Source organism: Alphaproteobacteria bacterium, assembly GCA_005883305.1.
GTDB lineage: Bacteria > Pseudomonadota > Alphaproteobacteria > Sphingomonadales > Sphingomonadaceae > Allosphingosinicella.
The window spans coordinates 495,676-512,765 of record VBAC01000001.1 but is presented as its reverse complement, the minus strand read 5'-3'; the positions used below and the strand labels follow the sequence as shown (position 1 = coordinate 512,765).

Below are 17,090 nucleotides of genomic sequence, written 5' to 3'. Positions count from 1 at the left end.
CATTCGCGAGAAGCATGACGGCGCGCTCGCCGACCGGTCGAGCGTCCGGGTCTGGCTCAGACTGCTCTCCTGCACGATGGCGATCGAGAAGGACGTCCAGCGCCGCTTCGCCGGGCGCGGCGCCACTCTCGCCCGATTCGACGTCCTCGCCGCGCTCGATCGCGAACGAGCGGGGATGACCATGGGCGCCCTCTCGCGCGCGCTGCTCGTCTCCAACGGCAATGTCACCCAGCTCGTCCAGAAGCTCGCCCGCGACTGCCTGGTGCGCATCGCCCCCTCGCCCGCCGACAAGCGCGCGTCGATTGTGCGCCTGACCGCCAGGGGCCGGGCCGAGTTCGCCGGCCTCGCCGCTGCGCATCACGACTGGATCGAGCGGCTGGTCGGGGGCATGGATGGCGAGGCGCGGGAAAAGCTTTATCACGCGCTGGGCGAGCTCAAGCAGTCGATCGCGAAAGGACAGCAGCTTGAACCCTGAGACCTACCGGCCGGCCCATTTCGCCTGGTCCTACCAGGGCGGCGTCGCCACCGTGACGCTGAACCGGCCCGAGCGGAAGAATCCGCTGACGTTCGAGTCCTACGCCGAGCTTCGCGACCTCTTCCGCGATCTGGTCTACGCCAGGGACGTGAAAGCGGTCGTCGTCGCCGGCGCCGGCGGCAATTTCAGCTCGGGCGGCGACGTTCACGAGATCATCGGCCCGCTGACGGGGATGGCGATGCCCGCCTTGCTCGATTTCACGCGGATGACCGGCGACTTGGTCAGGGCGATGCGCGGCTGCCCGCAACCGATCGTCGCGGCGATCGACGGCGTCTGCGCCGGCGCCGGCGCGATCGTCGCAATGGCGTCCGACATGCGAATCGCGACTCCGGAGGCGAAGACGGGCTTCCTCTTCACCCGCGTCGGCCTCGCCGGCTGCGACATGGGCGCCTGCGCCATATTGCCGCGGATCATCGGCCAGGGCCGCGCCTCGGAACTGCTCTTCACCGGCCGAATGATGAGCGCCGAGGAAGGCGAACGCTGGGGCTTCCACAATCGCCTGGTCCCGGCCGAAAGCTTGCTCGATGAGGCGCAGGCGCTGGCCCGCAGCCTCGCGAGCGGCCCCACATTCGCCCACGGCATGACCAAGAACCAGCTCAACACCGAATGGGCGGTCAGCCTCGACACGGCGATCGAGATGGAGGCGCAGGCCCAGGCGATCTGTATGGGCACCAACGATTTCCGCCGCGCCTTCGAAGCCTTCGCCGCCAAGCGGACGCCGGTGTTCGAGGGCGACTGATGACTGACCGCAGCTTCCTCGATTGGCCATTCTTCGACAATTCTCACAGAGAGTTGGCGGCGAAGCTCGAGAACTGGTGCGAAAAGGCTCTTAGAGAGCCGCACGGCACGGACGTCGATGCCGAATGCCGTGCTTTGGTCCGCAAGCTGGGCGACGGCGGCTGGCTCCGCTACTGCGTGCCCGCGGCCTATGGCGGCGTTCACGAAACGCTCGACGTCCGCTCGTTCGCCTTGATCCGCGAGACGCTCGCCCGGCACGATGGCCTCGCCGATTTCGCCTTCGCGATGCAGGGGCTCGGATCGGGCGCGATCAGCTTGTTCGGCTCCGAAGCTCAGAAACGATCTTATCTTCCCGCCGTCGCTTCGGGCGACAAGATCGCCGCCTTCGCGCTGAGCGAGCCCTCATCCGGCTCGGACGTCGCCAATCTCGAAACCGAGGCGCGCGAGGACGGCGGAGGCTATATTCTGGGCGGCGCCAAGACCTACATCTCGAACGGCGGCGTCGCCGATTTCTACGTCGTCTTCGCCCGCACCGGCGAAGCCCCCGGCGCCAAAGGCGTCTCGGCCTTCATCCTCGACTCAGGGACGACCGGCCTCGACGCGAGCGAGCGCATCCAGGTGATCGCGCCCCACCCGCTCGCCACGCTCAAGTTCGACCGGATTGCGCTTCCCGCCGAAGCCTTGCTCGGCGAGCGCGGCCGCGGCTTCATGCAGGCGATGGCCACGCTCGACGTCTTTCGCACCACCGTAGGCGCCGCCGCCTTGGGCTTCGCCCGCCGCGCGCTCGACGAGGCCACGGCGCGCGCCCTCACCCGCAAGTCCGGCGGCGCCACGCTTGCCGACAACGCGATCGTCCAGTCGATGCTCGCGGAGATGGTGCTCGACATCGATGCCTCGGCCCTGCTCGTCTACCGCGCCGCCTGGGTCCGCGACGTTCAAGGCCGGCGCAACAGCCACGAGGCGGCGCTTGCCAAGCTCCACGCCACCGACCGCGCCCAGGCGGTGATCGACAAGGCGGTGCAGATTTTCGGCGGCCTCGGCGTGACCGTGGGCGTTCCCGTCGAAAGCCTCTACCGCGAGATCCGGGCGCTCAGGATTTACGAGGGGGCATCGGAGGTGCAGAAGGTGGTCATCGCCCGCGCTCATCTCGCGGAGTTCGCCAGGTGAAAGCGCTGCTCCCACCCGGCTGGCCGCGTCCCAAAGGCTATGCGAACGGCATCAGCGCCAGCGGACGCATGATCGTCACCGCCGGAGTCGTCGGCTGGAACGCAGAGGAGGGTTTCGAGACCGCGGATATCGCGGGCCAGTTCCGCCAGATCTTGCTCAACACGCTCGCCATCCTCGCCGAGGACCATGCCGGCCCGGAGCATATCGTGCGGATGACCTGGTACGTCACCGACATCGCTGCCTACCGGAACAGCCTCGCGGAGATCGGCGCAGCGTGGCGCGAAATCATCGGCAAACATTTCCCCGCCATGGCCGTCGTCGGAGTCACCGCGCTCGTCGAGCCGAAGGCGAAGATCGAGATCGAGACCCTCGCGGTCGTCCCGGAATGACCGATACCTTCGTCAAGGACCGCCTCCCCCCGCCCGAGGCGCAGCCCGAATTTCTCTTCACCCTGCCCGAGCTCCAATATCCCGAGCGGCTGAACGCCGCCGTCGAGCTGATCGACCACCAGGATCCGGATGCGCTCGCGATTCTCAATGATGCCGGCAGCTGGACCTACGGCGAGATGCGCGACCTCTCGAATCGGATCGCGCGCCGTCTCGTGGAGAAGGAAGGCCTCGTCCCCGGCAACCGCGTTTTCCTGCGCGGGCCGAACAACGCGATGCTGTTCGCCTCCTGGCTCGGCGTTCTCAAGGCCGGCGGAATCGTCGTCGCCACCATGCCGATGCTTCGCCCAGGCGAGATCGCCACCATACTCGAGCGGGCTCGGGTCACCCACGCCATCGTCGACGCCCGCTTCCGCGACGATTTCGATGCGGCCGGCGGAGTCGGATCGGTGATCGCCTACGATGGCGACAATGGCTTCGAGGCGCTCGAAGCGGCGCCCGACTTCATCCCGGTCGAGACCGGCCGCGACGACGTGGCGCTGATCGCCTTCACCTCCGGCACCACCGGAAGCCCCAAGGGCTGCGTCCACTACCACCGCGACATCCTCGCCCCGGCCGACAGCTTCGCCCGCCACGTCCTGAAGCCGAAGCCCGGCGATCGCTGGGCCTGCTCGGCGCCGGTCGCCTTCACCTTCGGCCTCGGCGTGCTTCTGATTTTCCCCTGGCGCTTCGGCGGCACCGCGGTGACGATCGAGACGCCCGGCCCCAAGGCGCTGCTCGAAGCGGTCGCGCGGCACAAGGTGACCACGCTGGCCACCGCGCCCACCGCCTACAAGGCAATGCTGCCCATGCTCGCGGTCCACGACATCGCCTCGCTTCGCACCTGCGTTTCCGCCGGCGAGCACCTGCCGGCCTCGACCTGGCAGGCCTGGAAGGAGGCGACCGGAATCGGCATCGTCGACGGGATCGGCGCGACCGAGATGATGCACATCTTCATCTCGGCCTCGGGGCAGGACATCCGCCCCGGCTCGACCGGCAAGGCGGTGCCCGGCTATGTCGCCGCCGTCCTCGACGAGGCCGGCGCCCCCATGGAGACCGGCACCGGCCGTCTCGCCGTCAAGGGGCCGACCGGCTGCCGCTATCTCGACGACCCGCGCCAGTCCGCCTACGTCCAGGGCGGCTGGAACGTCACCGGCGACACCTACCGCAAGGATGAGGACGGCTATTTCTGGTACGTCGCCCGATCCGACGACATGATCGTCTCCTCGGGCTACAACATCGCCGCGCCCGAGGTTGAAAACGCGCTCTACGCCCATGCCGCGGTTCAGGAATGCGCGGTGATCGGCACGCCCTGCCCCGAGCGCGGGCAGAAGGTGAAGGCCTTCGTCGTCCTCGCCCCCGGCTACGCGCCGGACGCGCGGACCGCCACAATCCTCCAGGATCATGTGAAGGCGTCCATCGCCCCCTACAAATATCCTCGCGAGCTGGAATTCGTCGACGCGCTGCCGAAGACGGCGACCGGAAAATTGCAGAGATTTGCGCTTCGCGGCGGCTGATTGCCCGCAAAGCGCCACAATTCCATTTCACGTTCCCCTTTGAAAAGGGGGAACAATTTCATGAAAAGATCGATTGCCGCCGGCCTTGTGCCTGCCCTGCTCCTGTCCGCCGCGCAGCCGGCCGTCGCCGCCGATTTCGCCGAGGCGCGCGACGTGCAGGCCGGCGCCTTCGCCGGCGTCCGGCTTCGCCTTCCATTGGGCGGGGATCGCGGACGAAGGGGCGTGCAGGCCGGCTTGGCGGTCGCTCCGGCCGTGCTCAGCACGACCATGGACGGACGATCGCGCCGCGGCATCGCGGAGGGAATCGAGCTGGGCCTGCGCGATCGCGAGCCGGTGGCGCTTCGTCTCGCCGGAACCCGCATCGATCGGCTTGGCGTCGCGCCGGCGAGCCAGGCCCCGGGCGGCCGCCGCGCCGGCGTCTCCACCCTGGGCTGGATCGGGATCGGAGTCGGCACGATCGTCGTCGCGGTCGCCATAGGCACCGCCATCCTCGCCCACGAAATCAGCGAGAATGACGAGTAAAGTCCATCGGCGCGTAGCCGGGTAGCGCCGCCACGTGCTCGATCCACGCGCAGACGTTCGGATAGTCGGCAAGGCGGTAGCCGCCTCCCTCGGCGACGTGCGTGTAGGCGTAGAGCGCGACGTCGGCGAGCGTGACCGAGTCGCCGACGAACCAGGGGCGGCCGGCGAGATGCGCGTCCATCAGCGCCAGCGCCGCCTCGCCCGCCGCGCGCTTGGCCGGCTCCTGGGCGCGCTGCAAATCGCTCCAATTCTCCTCGCCCACCCAGCCGTGCCAGAAGCGCAAAGTCGCGACGTTGGGCTCGTGATTATACTGCTCCCAGAACATCCAGCGCAGCATGTCCGCGCGGTCGAATGGATCGGCCGGGACCAGGGCGGAACCCTCGGCCAGGTAGAAACAGGCGGCATTGCTTTCCGGCAGGAAGCGCTTCCCGATCTGAAGCACCGGAATCCGCCCGTTGGGATTCACCTCGGTGAGGAATTGCGGCGTGCGCGTCTCGCCCTTCATGATGTCGTAGAAGCGCCGCTCGATCGGAAGCCCGAGCAGGGCCGCCGTCAGCCGGATCTTGTAGCAATTTCCGGACGGCGGATATTCATGGAGGATCAGCGGCTCGCTCACCCGATCTCCAGCACGATCTTGCCGACATGCTCGCCCGATTCCATCAGCATGTGCGCCTTCGCGGCGTCCGCCAGCGGGAAGGTGGCATCGACGACCGGCTTCAATTTGCCTGCCTCGACATGCGGCCAGACGGCGCGCGAAAGCTCGTCCGCGACGAGGCATTTGAACTGGGCCGAGCGCGGCCTCAGCGTCGAGCCGGTCAGAGTTAGCCGCCGCTGCATCACCTTCGCGATGTTGACCTCGCCGGTCGCGCCGCCCTGCACCGCGATCGAGACGTGGCGCCCCTCCTCCGCCAGGCAATCGAGGTTGCGCCCCAGATAATCGCCGCCGACCATGTCCAGCACGATATGGACGCCCGCGCCCCCGGTGAGCCGCGCCACCTCGGCTACGAAATCCTGGGTCCGGTAATTGATGGCGTGGGCCGCGCCGAGCGCCTCGGCCCGGCGGCACTTTTCGTCGCTTCCGCAGGTGACGATGATCCTCAGGCCGAACAGATCGGCAAGGCCGATCGCCATGGTCCCGATCCCGCTCGTTCCCCCGTGGACCAGCGCGGTCTCGCCCTCGGCTGCATAAGCCCGCTCGAACAAATTGGTCCACACGGTGAACAGCGTCTCGGGCATGGCCGCGGCTTCGATCATCCTCAGCGACGGCGGAACCGGCAGGCACTGGCCGGCGGGCGCCACCGCATATTCGGCATAGCCGCCGCCGGAAACGAGCGCGCAGACCTGCTGGCCGACCAGTTCGGCGCCGACGCCGTCGCCGGCCTCCACGATCTCCCCCGCCACCTCCAGGCCCGGAATCGAGGGCGCTCCCGGGGGCGGCGGATAGAGGCCGCGCCGCTGGAGCACGTCCGGGCGATTGACTCCGGCGGCGGCGACTTTGATGAGCACCTCGCCCGTTGCGGGGCGCGGCACCGGCCGAGCGACGATTTCGAGCACCTCCGGGCCGCCCGCCCCTGCCGGATCGATCGCCTTCATTTCCCTGGGAAGTTCAGCCACGATTCCCCCGCTCCGAGATGCGCGTTTATTGACTTGGCCGCCGCTTCGGTCAACGCTCTGCCAATGGATCTCGACGAGCTCTTTCCGGACAAGCCGGACGATCCGCTGAAGCTCCTGACGAAGCAGGATCTCGATCCGCTGTCGGTCGAGGAGCTCGACGCGCGGATAAAGGTGCTGGAGGCGGAGATCGAGCGGGTGAAGGCCAAGCTTCATGCCTCGGTTAACTTCCGCGCAAGCGCCGACGATCTATTCAGGAAATGAGGTTTTCCCCAAGCGATTTCGCCGTGCCGCTTGATGTGGAGGCGCGGAGAGCCGACATTGGGGGTCTAGGGCGCCGGTGAATCGCTCGTCGGGCCCGAAGGAGTAACGCATGCCTTCTTTCGCCCGTGAGCTCGAACAGACCCTCCACAACGCCTTGGCCGAGGCGGGTGGGCGCCGCCACGAATATGCGACGCTCGAGCATCTTCTTCTCGCTTTGATCGAGGACGTCCACGCCGGCCGCGTGATGGAGGCCTGCGGCGTCAATACCGGCGAGCTTCGCGACGCGGTGCGGCACTATCTCGACACCGAGCTTGATTCGCTCAAGGTCTCCGCGGAGACCGAGCCGTCGCCGACGAGCGGTTTCCAGCGCGTGGTGCAGCGCGCCATCCTGCACGTCCAGTCCTCCGGGCGCGACGAGGTCACCGGCGCCAACGTGCTCGTCGCCCTCTTCTCCGAGCGCGAGAGCTACGCGGTCTATTTCCTGCAGCAGCAGGACATGAGCCGGCTCGATGCCGTCACCTATATCAGCCACGGCGTCGGTAAGGGCGACGCGGTCGCGGCCCCCGCCGAGAGCAAGCAGACCGAGGAGATCAAGCAGGACGACGGCAAGAAGAAGCCCGAATCCGCGCTCAAGCAGTTCACCGTGAACCTCAACGAGAAGGCCGCCGAAGGCCGCGTCGATCCCCTGATCGGCCGCGGTCCCGAGGTCGACCGAACGATCCAGATCCTCTGCCGCCGCTCCAAGAACAACCCGCTCTACGTCGGCGATCCGGGCGTCGGGAAGACGGCCATCGCCGAGGGCCTGGCGCGCAAGATCGTCGAGGGCGACGTTCCCGACGTGCTTCGGCCGGCCGTGATCTATTCGCTCGACATGGGCTCGCTCCTCGCGGGCACGCGCTATCGCGGCGATTTCGAGGAGCGGTTGAAGGCCGTCGTCTCGGAGCTCGAGAAGCTCCCCGACGCGATCCTTTTCATCGACGAGATCCACACGGTGATCGGTGCCGGCGCGACTTCGGGCGGCGCCATGGACGCTTCGAACCTGCTCAAGCCGGCGCTCTCCAACGGCGCGATCCGCTGCATCGGCTCGACGACCTACAAGGAGTTCCGCAACCATTTCGAGAAGGACCGGGCGCTGCTCCGTCGGTTCCAGAAGATCGACGTCAACGAGCCGACGGTCGAGGACACGATCAAGATCCTCGCCGGCCTGCGAAGCGCGTTCGAGGAGCATCACGCGGTCAAATACACGCCCGACGCGATCAAGGCCGCGGTCGAGCTCTCCGCGCGCTATATCTCTGACCGCAAGCTGCCCGACAAGGCGATCGACGTGATCGACGAGGTCGGCGCGATGCAGATGCTGGTCGTGCCCTCGAAGCGCAAGAAGACGATCACCGTCAAGGAGATCGAGGCGGTCATCTCGACCATCGCCCGGATCCCGGCCAAGAGCGTCTCCTCCGACGACAAGAAGGCGCTCGAGCATCTCGAGAAGGATTTGAAGCGCGTCGTCTTCGGCCAGGACGAGGCGATCGACCGGCTCTCCTCGGCGATCAAGCTGGCCCGCGCCGGCCTTCGCGATCCCGAAAAGCCGATCGGCTCCTACCTCTTCTCCGGCCCCACCGGCGTCGGCAAGACCGAGGTCGCGCGCCAGCTCGCCTCGATCATGGGCATCCCGCTGCAGCGCTTCGACATGAGCGAATATATGGAGCGTCACTCGGTCTCCCGCCTGATCGGCGCGCCTCCGGGCTATGTCGGCTACGATCAGGGCGGCCTCTTGACCGACGCCGTCGACCAGCATCCGCACAGCGTGCTCCTGCTCGACGAGATCGAGAAGGCGCATCCGGATCTGTTCAACATCCTCCTTCAGATCATGGACAACGGCCGGCTCACCGACCATCACGGCAAGACGGTCGATTTCCGCAATGTGATCCTGATCATGACCACCAATGCCGGCGCCGCAGACATGGCGAGCGAGGGGATCGGCTTCGGCAACGTCAGCAGGGAGGACGCGCAGGACGAGGCGGTCAAGCGGATGTTCACGCCCGAGTTCCGCAACCGGCTCGATGCGATCGTGCCCTTCGCCTACCTCCCCACCGAGGTCGTCGCCCGCGTCGTCGACAAGTTCATCCTCCAGCTCGAGCTCCAACTCGCGGACCGCAACGTCCACATCGAGCTCGACGACGAGGCGCGGGCCTGGCTCACCGCGCGCGGCTACGACCGGCTCTACGGTGCCCGGCCGATGGGCCGCCTGGTTCAGGACAAGATCAAGCAGCCGCTGGCAGAGGAGCTGCTGTTCGGCAAGCTCGTCCACGGCGGCGAGGTCAAGGTCCGAATCAAGGACAATGCGCCGACCTTCGAGATCATCCCCGCGCCGCCCAAACCCTCGAAGAAGCGGAAGAAGAAGCCGGCCGGAAAGACCACCGGAGCCGACCAGCCGGAAGAGCAGGCCTAGAGGCGTTCGCCTGACCTACGGCGCGGACTGGGATTTCGAGCTGCCCGGGATCCGTTCCCGCCTGGCTTGGGACGGACCCAATCTCGATCGAGCAGATTCTACGCCCTGTCCGCGAGGCCTTGGTCGGGCCGCTCCGGGACGTAGCGGGCCGGATCGAAGCCCAGCCGGTAATCGGGGTTGAGCTCGCCCGCCTTGATCCAGGGCTTCGTCCGGCCGGTCTTGATAATGGCGAAGGCGAACTGGTTGCCCTGTCGGGGCAGCAGACGAAAGAGCGCTCGGGCGAACACTCCCCCGACGCGCAACGCCAGTCGCTTGACCGGGCTGCTCATCGTCATCCGCTCGGTCGGAAGCACGAGGCCGTAATAGAAGCGCAAATCGTGGGCGACTCCCGGCTCGGCGCTCTCGATCGTCTTTTTCACCTCCCGTTCGGTCCAGCGATAGACGAAATTGGGCAGCGGGCCGTTACGCAGTCCGCCTACCCCCATCGCGACGCATTCGAGTTCGTACGCCGGCGTCAGCCCCATCCGCACGGCAAGGCGGATGAGCAGATTGTCCCGGGCCTCGAGGGCGAGGACGCCGCGCCGCGACACGCGCATCAGTTCCAGCAGGCCGCGGTGCGGCGACCGGCAATGATGGAGGCCTGCATTGACGATTCCCCAGTCGAAGCTGTCGTCGGCGAAGGGCAGATCCTCGGCATCGCAGCGCTGCCAAGAATAGGGGCCGATTCCCGCAGACTTGCGGACGTCGAGATTGGTGATGAGAACGTCTCGAAAACCGCCATGCTGAAGCGCGCGCGCATCCGTATCGCCACCGCAAGAAACCAGAATGCCGTCCTCGGCTCCAATCAGTCCATGGTCCTGAAGGGAGGCGAGCGCCCGCTCGTAAATACCCATCCTCTCATACTAGCAAAGACTTCTTCACTTGGAAAGCCGGGCGTGGGCCTGGAGGCCCCGCAATCCTATACTTGCAAAGGAAATTTGGGGCGTTTGTCGCGGCGCGCGGTCCATTCGGCGCAAGCGAGCCGCCACGGGTCCGAAACTGCGCCGCGCCGGCGGACTCCCGCTTTGCCGTGGGCGGCGGTATAAGCCCCCGGTCGCTCACACGGGAGGCCGCTCGATGACCGATCTCACCTTCTACACCAACCCGATGTCGCGCGGCCGGATCGCGCGCTGGATGCTCGAAGAGCTCGGCGAGCCCTATGAGACGGTCGTGCTCGGCTATGGGGCGTCGATGAAGGCGCCCGAATATCTCGCGGTCAACCCGATGGGAAAGGTTCCGGCGATTCGCCACGGCGATTCGGTGGTCACCGAATGCGGCGCGATCTGCGCCTATCTCGCCGATGCCTTTCCGGCCAGGAGCCTGGCGCCGCCTGTCGGCGACGCGCGCCGCGCGCCCTATTTCCGCTGGCTGTTCTTCGCCGCCGGACCGTTCGAGCAGGCGGTGACCGGCAAGGCGCTCGGCCTTCTCGCCACCGAGGAGCAGAGTCGCATGGTCGGCTACGGAACCTACGAAGCGACGATCGACGCGCTCGAACGGGCGGTGTCCGGCTCGCTTTATCTCTGCGGCGACACATTCACCGCCGCCGACGTCTATGTCGGCTCGTCGATCGGCTGGGGCCTGCAGTTCGGCACCGTGCCGAAGCGCCCCGCCTTCGAGGAGTATTTCGCCCGCCTCGCCGCGCGTCCGGCCGCGATCCGCGCGAACGAGATCGACGATGGCCTCATGGCCGAGCTGAAGGCGCAGGAAGCGCAGCCGGCATGAGCGACCCGATCCGGCGCGCGGCGATCGCGCTTTACGATCGCTTCACCCACGAAGGCATGGACCGACGCGCCTTCATGGCCGAGCTGACCCGAATCGCCGGCGGCGCGGCGGCCGCGGGCGCCTTGCTCGGAAGCATCGCCTGCCAGGCCGCCGCGGCGCCGCAAATCGCGCCCGACGATCGGCGAATCCGCACCGGTACGATCGAATGGGAGCCGCGGCCGGGCCGCCGCTATCGCGGGTACAACGCAGCGCCCGCGGGCGCCGCGGACAACCTTCCCCTGATCGTCGTCGTCCACGAAAATCGCGGCCTCAACGATCATATTCGCGACGTCGCCCGCCGGCTCGCGGTGGCCGGCTTCTCCGCGCTCGCGCCCGATTTCCTCAGCGTTCCGGGCGGCACGCCGGCCGACCAGGACCAGGCCCGAACGATGATCGGGCAGCTCGACATGGCCGAGACGGTCGCCGACGGGGTCGCGACGATCCAGCGGCTCGCCTCGCCGGCGGGAGGGTCGCGCCGGATCGGCGCGGTCGGCTTCTGCTGGGGCGGCGGGATGGTCGACCGGCTCGCGGTCGGCGCCGGCGCGGCGCTGAAAGCGGCGGTCCCCTTCTACGGCCCCGCGCCCGACCCGGCGGAGGCGGCGCGGGTCCAGGCGGCGATGCTGATCGTCCTCGCCGGCCTCGACGCCCGCGTGAACGGAACCGCCCATCCCTGGGCCGAGGCGCTGCGGGCGGCTGGCAAGGACGTCACCGTCCATGAATTCCCCGGCGTCGATCACGCCTTCCACAACGATACCTCGGCGGCGCGCTACAACCGCGAGGCGGCCGAGGTCGCCTGGGCCGAGACCCTCGCCTTCTTCCGCCGCCACCTGCGCGGATAGGAAAAGGGCTCGGCGTCGCCGCCGGGCCCCGATCCACTCGAAACCTGTTCGAAGCCTAGTTCCGGTTGCCCATGAAGCGCAGCAGGAACAGGAACAGGTTGATGAAGTCGAGATAGAGCGTCAGCGCGCCCATCACCACCGCCTTGCCGTGGAAATCCGTCCCGGCGACGGCGAAGTAGAGGCTCTTGATCTTCTGCGTGTCGTAGGCGGTGAGGCCGGCGAAGATCAGCACGCCGATGGCGCTGATCGCCAGGTCCATCGCCGGGCTCTGCATGAAGACGTTGATCAGCATCGCCACGATCAGGCCGAACAGTCCCATGATCAGGAACGTGCCCATGCCGGAAAGGTCGCGCTTCGTCGTGTAGCCCCACAGGCTGAGGCTGGCGAAGCCCGCCGCCGTGGCGAAAAAGGCGGTGGCGATCGATCCCGCCGTGTAGACGAAGAAGATCGTCGAGAGCGAGACTCCGAGCAGGCCCGCATAGACCCAGAACAGGATCCGAGCCGTGCCGGTCGAAATCCGGTTGATGCCGAAGTTCAGCCACATAACGACGCCCAGCGGCGCCAGGATCGCGGCCCAGACGACCAGCGGCCCGCCGCCCACGAACAGGCGGAAGGCCAGCGAATTCTCGCCGCCCTGCGCGAACAGCAATGCGACGATGCCTGTCAGAAGCACGCCCGAGGTCATGTAATTGTAGACCGACAGCATGTGCGAGCGAAGGCCGGCGTCGAACGCGACGTCTTGGCCGACGGTCGTCGTCGTCCCCGGTTGGCTCGCCCCGATCCGCGGATCAGACCAATTTGCCATGTGAAACTTCCTCCATCGACGGCGAAATGCCGTGCCTCGTGAATATCGTGGGAATTGGGCCCCAATTCAAGGAAAACCGGCGAGCGCGGGCGCGCCGCCCCCGCGAAGGCGGGGGTCCGGCTTCCTTCCCGTCCGAAGGGCAAGCGGGCTGGATTCCCGCTTCCGCGGGAATGACGATATGGGGATCCCATGCACCGCCTCTTCGTCGCCATCCGCCCGCCCGCGGCGATCCGCGCGCTGCTCCTCGCCGCGATGGGCGGCATCAGTGGCGCTCGCTGGCAGAGCGAGGACCAGCTCCATCTCACCTTGCGCTTCATCGGCGAGGTTGACCGGCACCGCGCGGACGACGTTCACGCCGCGCTCGGCACGATCCACCACGCGCCCTTCCCGATCGCGCTCGCGGGCATCGGCGCGTTCGAGCGGCGCGGCCAGGCAGAGACGGTCTGGGCCGGCGTCGCGCCGCACGAGCCGCTCAAAACCCTGCACAAGAAGGTCGATGCCGCGCTCGCCCGGGTCGGCGTCCCGCCCGATGAGCGCGCCTATCTTCCCCACATCACGCTCGCTCGCCTCAAGCGCGGTTCGGGCCATGTCGGCAATTTGCTCGAACGATCGGGAGGCCTTGCCAGCCCGCCCTTCGAGGTCGCCGACTTCGCCCTGTTCGAAAGCACGCTGACGCCCGAAGGCGCGGTCTATTCGATCGTCGAGCGCTACCCGCTCGGCTAGGCCCCGATCTGCGTCAGCAGCCGGTCGAGCAGCGGCCCGTAGCGCGGTCCGTAGAGCCGCATGTGGACGATCGCGTGGAACAGCTCGTAGATCGGTCGCCGAATGTCGGCCCCCGTCTCCAGCGGCCCGTAAGCGTCCCAAAATTCCTCCGGCGGCGCATCGAACAGCGACAGCATCGCCAGGTCCGCTTCGGCATGGCCGAAATAGCAGATCGGATCGATCAGCGCCCTCACCTCCCCGTCAGCGACGAGCACGTTCCCGCGCCACATGTCGCCGTGAAGCAGGATCGGCTCGGGCAAGGCCGGAAGCGTCGCCCGGGCGATCTCCGCCGCAGCGGCGACCCGCTCGCGCCACGGCCGGTCGAGGAGCGCGGCGGGCGCGAGCAGGCGCTCGTCGGCCCAGAACTGGCCCCAGTCGCTCGAGGGACGGTTGGAGATGAGGACCGAGCCCGCCGCGAAATCCACGGGCCAGCCATAATCCTCGCCGGAATGGCCGTGCAGCCGGCGCAGCACCGCGCCCAAATCGGCCCAGGCCCGCGGGCTGAACAATTCGTCATTCTCGACAAAGCCGAGCAGCAGCACGCCGTCATATTCCCCCTCGATCGGCGGCACCGGCACGCCCGCCTCCGCGAGCCTTCGCAGCATCATCGCCTCGACCGCGGTCATTCCGCCTTTCGCCACCACCGTCCCGCCCTCCGGCCGGGTGACTCGCAGCGTGCCGCTGACGTCGCCCCCGGCCAGCCGCTCCATCGCCTCTTCGCCGGCGCCGGTCAGTTCGGCGACGCGCTCCGAAAAGGCGCTCATCCTTCCGGGAAATATTGGAAATAGGGCTCGGCCTCGGCGAGCACCCGCGCCACGCTCGGCCGTGCCTTCAGCCGGTCGAGCAGCGCCGTCGCGTTCGGACGATCTTTTCCGAACGGCGTGACCTTGTCGGCGTAGAACAGCGCCGGCAGCGCCGCGCAGTCCGCCAGGCCGAATTCGTCGCCGGCCGCCCATTGCCGCCGCCCCGCGACATTCTCGACGATATCGAGCGCGATCGCCAGCGACCGGCGCGCCTCGGCCACGCCGAACGGGTCGCGCTGATCCTCGGGCCGCAGCCTGTCGCCGACGATCTTCTGCATCGGCGCTTGCACGTGCAGGTCGAACACCCGATCCCACAGCCTCGTCTCGCGCGCGGCATCGGCGTCGGCCGGAACGAACCGGACCGGCCCCGGATAATGGCGGTCGAGATAGTCGATCATGATCGTCGTCTCGGGCACGATCTCGCCGCGCGCCTCGTCCTCGAGCAGCGGGATCTTCGCCAGCGGCCACAAGGCAGTCAGGGCGGCGCGCGTCTCCGGATCGCCGAGATTTTCGAGCAGGACGGGCTCGAACGGCGTGTCGTTCTCGTAGAGCGCGATCAGAACCTTCCAGCAGAAGGACGAAAGCGGATGGTAGTGCAGCCTCAGGCTCATACCGCTTTCTCCTCGGCCAGCGCCTGCGCCAGGCAGCGCGCCGCCTCGCTGACGTCGCTCCAGGTCGTATCGAAATGGCTGTCCCCGCCATAATAGGGATCGGCCACCGCCTCCCCCTCGCGCCCGGGAACATGGTCGAGCAGCAGGGCAAGCCGCGCCCGGCTCGCGGCCGGGCGTATCGCCTCGAGGTCGGCCAGATTCTCGTCGTCGAGCGCGAAGATATGATCGAACCGGTCGAAATCCTCGCGCTTCACCTTGCGCGCCCGAAGGCCGGCGATGTCGACGCCGTTCCTGCGCGCCGCCGCGATCGCCCGCCTGTCCGGCGGCTCGCCTTCATGCCAGCCGCCGGTGCCCGCGGAATCGGCCTCGACATCGAGCTCGCGCCGCTGCGCCTCCGCGCGAAACGCAGCCTCTGCGAGCGGGGAACGGCAGATGTTGCCGAGGCAGACGAACAATATCCGGGTCGTCATCGCATCCATGCCGTGTTGCCAAAGCGCCCTGCTCTGCTAGCCAGTTGGCATAAGAAGCACAATCGACGGGGGAGGCCGCATGGCGAGCGAGCGAGGGTCGGCGAAGCCGCGGATCGGCGCCTACGCCTGGTACGCCTTGCTCGTGCTGGTGCTGGTCTACGTCATCAACTTCATCGACCGGCAGATCATCTCGATCCTCGCCCAGGACATCAAGCGCGACCTCCACCTCGAGGACGCCCAGATCGGCTTCCTCTACGGCACCGCCTTCGCCGTCTTCTACGCCCTGTTCGGAATCCCCCTCGGGCGGCTCGCCGACAGCTGGTATCGCGGCCGGCTGATCGCCATCGGCCTCGGCCTGTGGTCGTCGATGACCATATTGTCCGGCTTCGCCACCAGCTTCGCGATGCTCGCGGCGGCGCGCATCGGGGTCGGCATCGGCGAGGCGAGCGCTTCGCCCGCCGCCTACTCGATGATCTCGGATCGCTTTCCGAAGGAGAAGCGCGCCACCGCCCTCTCCATCTATTCGAGCGGCCTCTATCTCGGCGGCGCGATCAGCCTGCCGATCGGCGGCGCCGTCAGCAGCCGCTGGAACGCCGCCTGGCCGAGCGCTGCCGACGCCCCGTTCGGCCTGGTCGGCTGGCAGGCCGCCTTCCTCGCCGTCGGCCTTCCCGGCCTCCTGCTCGCGCTCTGGGTGTTGACCTTGCGCGAGCCATTGCGCGGCGCGTCGGAGGGCCTCGCCGAACCGGTCGTCCGCCCCAGCGCCTGGCGCGAGTTCGGCCGCGAGCTCGCCGCCATCCTGCCGCCGCTGACCCTCGTCACCGCCGCCAGGACTCCCGGCGCGCTCGGCACCAATCTGGTCGCCCTCGCCGCGACGATCGCCGGCGCTTCGGCACTGATCTGGCTGACCGGCAGCTGGCCGCAATGGATCGCCTACGGGATCGGAGTCTATGCGATCTTTTCCTGGGTCCAGTCGCTGCGCTCGCGCGATCCGGCCGCCTATCGCCTGATCTGGGGCACGCGCGTGGTGATCATGCTCGCGATCGCCTTCGGCAGCATCTCGTTCATGACCTACGCGATCAGCTTCTGGGCGCCGCCTTACGCGATCCGGACCTTCTACGATTCCCCGGAGGCTCCGGCGCGGATCATCGCGGGCCTTAGCGCCAGGGACGAGGTCGCCGCGATCCTCGGCTGGAGCGCTGCGGTCGCGGCCGCGAGCGGGGTGATCCTGGGCGGGATCGTCGCCGATTACTGGCGCCGCTTCGATCCGCGCGGCCGGATCTTCGTCAACATGGCCGCCGTCGTCCTGCCGGTCCCGGCGGTCTACGTCATGTTCACCACCCAGAACCTCGCCGCCTTCTACATCGGCAGCCCGATCGCCCAGTTCTTCGGCTCGATGTGGGTCGGCGCCGCGGTCGCCACGCTTCAGGATCTGGTCCTCCCGCGAATGCGCGCGACCGCCGGCGCCACCTATGTCCTCGGCACCACCATGGTCGGCCTGGCCCTCGGCCCCTATTTCGCCGGCAAGATGGCCGACGTGACCGGAAGCCTCAGCGCCGGCATCTTCTGGCTCTACGTCGTTCCGCCCTTCACCCTCGCCGCCCTGTGGATCGGCGCCGGCCATGTCGGCGCGCTCGAGGCGAGCCGCTTCGAACGGGCGAGAGAGGCGGGGGAGCGGGGCTAGGTCGTATAGACAGTCGCTGAGCTACTGCTCCCTCTCCCATGGGGAGAGAGTTGGGGTGAGGGGTTCCGGTGTCGGCGGAAAACCGCAAACGCCG

At 67.8% G+C, this 17,090-nt stretch carries 19 protein-coding genes; 12 read left to right on the top strand and 7 right to left on the bottom strand.

Annotated elements, in window-relative coordinates:
• Position 1: 1 nt before the first annotated feature.
• The 6 genes from E6G92_02460 to E6G92_02435 are packed head-to-tail and all read left to right on the top strand — an operon-like array spanning position 2 to position 4,904.
• Positions 2–475: a MarR family transcriptional regulator gene (locus E6G92_02460; GenBank protein ID TMJ20662.1), complete on the top strand. Its 474-nt coding sequence runs from the start codon at positions 2–4 to the stop codon at positions 473–475.
• Complete coding sequence (locus E6G92_02455; protein ID TMJ18724.1) at positions 393–1,274, top strand: enoyl-CoA hydratase family protein; 882 nt, start codon at positions 393–395, stop codon at positions 1,272–1,274. Before E6G92_02460 ends, E6G92_02455 begins: the two co-directional genes overlap by 83 nt.
• Positions 1,274–2,440 (top strand): acyl-CoA dehydrogenase, encoded by a 1,167-nt coding sequence (locus E6G92_02450; protein TMJ18723.1) that lies wholly within the window; start codon positions 1,274–1,276, stop codon positions 2,438–2,440. Before E6G92_02455 ends, E6G92_02450 begins: the two co-directional genes overlap by 1 nt.
• Positions 2,437–2,829, top strand: coding sequence for a RidA family protein (locus E6G92_02445; GenBank protein TMJ18722.1), 393 nt, complete (start codon positions 2,437–2,439; stop codon positions 2,827–2,829). The genes E6G92_02450 and E6G92_02445 overlap by 4 nt, the downstream gene beginning before the upstream one ends.
• Complete coding sequence (locus tag E6G92_02440; protein TMJ18721.1) at positions 2,826–4,382, top strand: 2-aminobenzoate-CoA ligase; 1,557 nt, start codon at positions 2,826–2,828, stop codon at positions 4,380–4,382. The genes E6G92_02445 and E6G92_02440 overlap by 4 nt, the downstream gene beginning before the upstream one ends.
• 60 nt (positions 4,383–4,442) lie before the next feature.
• Positions 4,443–4,904 carry a hypothetical protein gene (locus tag E6G92_02435; GenBank protein ID TMJ18720.1) on the top strand — a complete coding sequence of 154 codons (462 nt, stop codon included), beginning with the start codon at positions 4,443–4,445 and terminating at the stop codon, positions 4,902–4,904.
• Here E6G92_02435 and E6G92_02430 read toward each other — a convergent pair.
• The gene (locus E6G92_02430) at positions 4,885–5,520 is read right to left on the bottom strand and encodes a glutathione S-transferase family protein (protein TMJ18719.1); all 636 of its coding nucleotides are present in this window, start codon (positions 5,518–5,520) and stop codon (positions 4,885–4,887) included. The genes E6G92_02435 and E6G92_02430 overlap by 20 nt on opposite strands.
• The gene (locus tag E6G92_02425) at positions 5,517–6,497 is read right to left on the bottom strand and encodes an NAD(P)H-quinone oxidoreductase (GenBank protein TMJ18718.1); all 981 of its coding nucleotides are present in this window, start codon (positions 6,495–6,497) and stop codon (positions 5,517–5,519) included. Before E6G92_02425 ends, E6G92_02430 begins: the two co-directional genes overlap by 4 nt.
• An 84-nt stretch (positions 6,498–6,581) precedes the next feature.
• Between E6G92_02425 and E6G92_02420 the strand changes: the two genes are divergently transcribed.
• Both E6G92_02420 and clpA read left to right on the top strand, forming a co-directional pair.
• Positions 6,582–6,779 carry a DUF1192 domain-containing protein gene (locus tag E6G92_02420; GenBank protein TMJ18717.1) on the top strand — a complete coding sequence of 66 codons (198 nt, stop codon included), beginning with the start codon at positions 6,582–6,584 and terminating at the stop codon, positions 6,777–6,779.
• Positions 6,780–6,888: 109 nt separating this feature from the next.
• A complete protein-coding gene (clpA, locus tag E6G92_02415; GenBank protein TMJ18716.1) occupies positions 6,889–9,225 on the top strand; it encodes an ATP-dependent Clp protease ATP-binding subunit ClpA in 2,337 nt (778 codons plus the stop codon).
• A 98-nt stretch (positions 9,226–9,323) separates the two neighbouring features.
• On the opposite strand, the gene E6G92_02410 is transcribed toward clpA, so the two are convergent.
• Positions 9,324–10,118: a class I SAM-dependent methyltransferase gene (locus E6G92_02410; GenBank protein TMJ18715.1), complete on the bottom strand. Its 795-nt coding sequence runs from the start codon at positions 10,116–10,118 to the stop codon at positions 9,324–9,326.
• 223 nt (positions 10,119–10,341) lie between these two features.
• Here E6G92_02410 and E6G92_02405 point away from each other — a divergent pair, with 223 nt between their 5' ends.
• Complete coding sequence (locus E6G92_02405) at positions 10,342–10,986, top strand: glutathione S-transferase family protein (GenBank protein ID TMJ18714.1); 645 nt, start codon at positions 10,342–10,344, stop codon at positions 10,984–10,986.
• On the top strand, positions 10,983–11,864 hold the full coding sequence (locus tag E6G92_02400; GenBank protein TMJ18713.1) for a dienelactone hydrolase family protein: 882 nt from the start codon (positions 10,983–10,985) through the stop codon (positions 11,862–11,864). The genes E6G92_02405 and E6G92_02400 overlap by 4 nt, the downstream gene beginning before the upstream one ends.
• Before the next feature lie 55 nt (positions 11,865–11,919).
• On the opposite strand, the gene E6G92_02395 is transcribed toward E6G92_02400, so the two are convergent.
• Positions 11,920–12,669, bottom strand: a complete 750-nt coding sequence (locus tag E6G92_02395) for a Bax inhibitor-1/YccA family protein (GenBank protein ID TMJ18712.1) — start codon at positions 12,667–12,669, stop codon at positions 11,920–11,922.
• Positions 12,670–12,858: 189 nt separating this feature from the next.
• Between E6G92_02395 and thpR the strand changes: the two genes are divergently transcribed.
• Positions 12,859–13,392 (top strand): RNA 2',3'-cyclic phosphodiesterase, encoded by a 534-nt coding sequence (gene thpR / locus E6G92_02390; protein ID TMJ18711.1) that lies wholly within the window; start codon positions 12,859–12,861, stop codon positions 13,390–13,392.
• Here the strand turns inward: thpR and E6G92_02385 are convergent.
• Genes E6G92_02385 through E6G92_02375 form a run of 3 tightly spaced genes read right to left on the bottom strand, consistent with a single transcriptional unit; the run spans position 13,389 to position 15,315 of the window.
• Positions 13,389–14,195, bottom strand: coding sequence for a fructosamine kinase family protein (locus E6G92_02385; protein ID TMJ18710.1), 807 nt, complete (start codon positions 14,193–14,195; stop codon positions 13,389–13,391). The two genes, thpR and E6G92_02385, sit on opposite strands and share 4 nt — an antisense overlap.
• Positions 14,192–14,845, bottom strand: a complete 654-nt coding sequence (locus E6G92_02380) for a glutathione S-transferase family protein (GenBank protein ID TMJ18709.1) — start codon at positions 14,843–14,845, stop codon at positions 14,192–14,194. Before E6G92_02380 ends, E6G92_02385 begins: the two co-directional genes overlap by 4 nt.
• On the bottom strand, positions 14,842–15,315 hold the full coding sequence (locus E6G92_02375) for a low molecular weight phosphotyrosine protein phosphatase (protein ID TMJ20661.1): 474 nt from the start codon (positions 15,313–15,315) through the stop codon (positions 14,842–14,844). Before E6G92_02375 ends, E6G92_02380 begins: the two co-directional genes overlap by 4 nt.
• A 79-nt stretch (positions 15,316–15,394) precedes the next feature.
• On the opposite strand from E6G92_02375, the gene E6G92_02370 reads away from it, so the two are divergent.
• A complete protein-coding gene (locus E6G92_02370) occupies positions 15,395–16,996 on the top strand; it encodes an MFS transporter (protein TMJ18708.1) in 1,602 nt (533 codons plus the stop codon).
• The last annotated feature ends 94 nt before the right edge of the window (positions 16,997–17,090 follow it).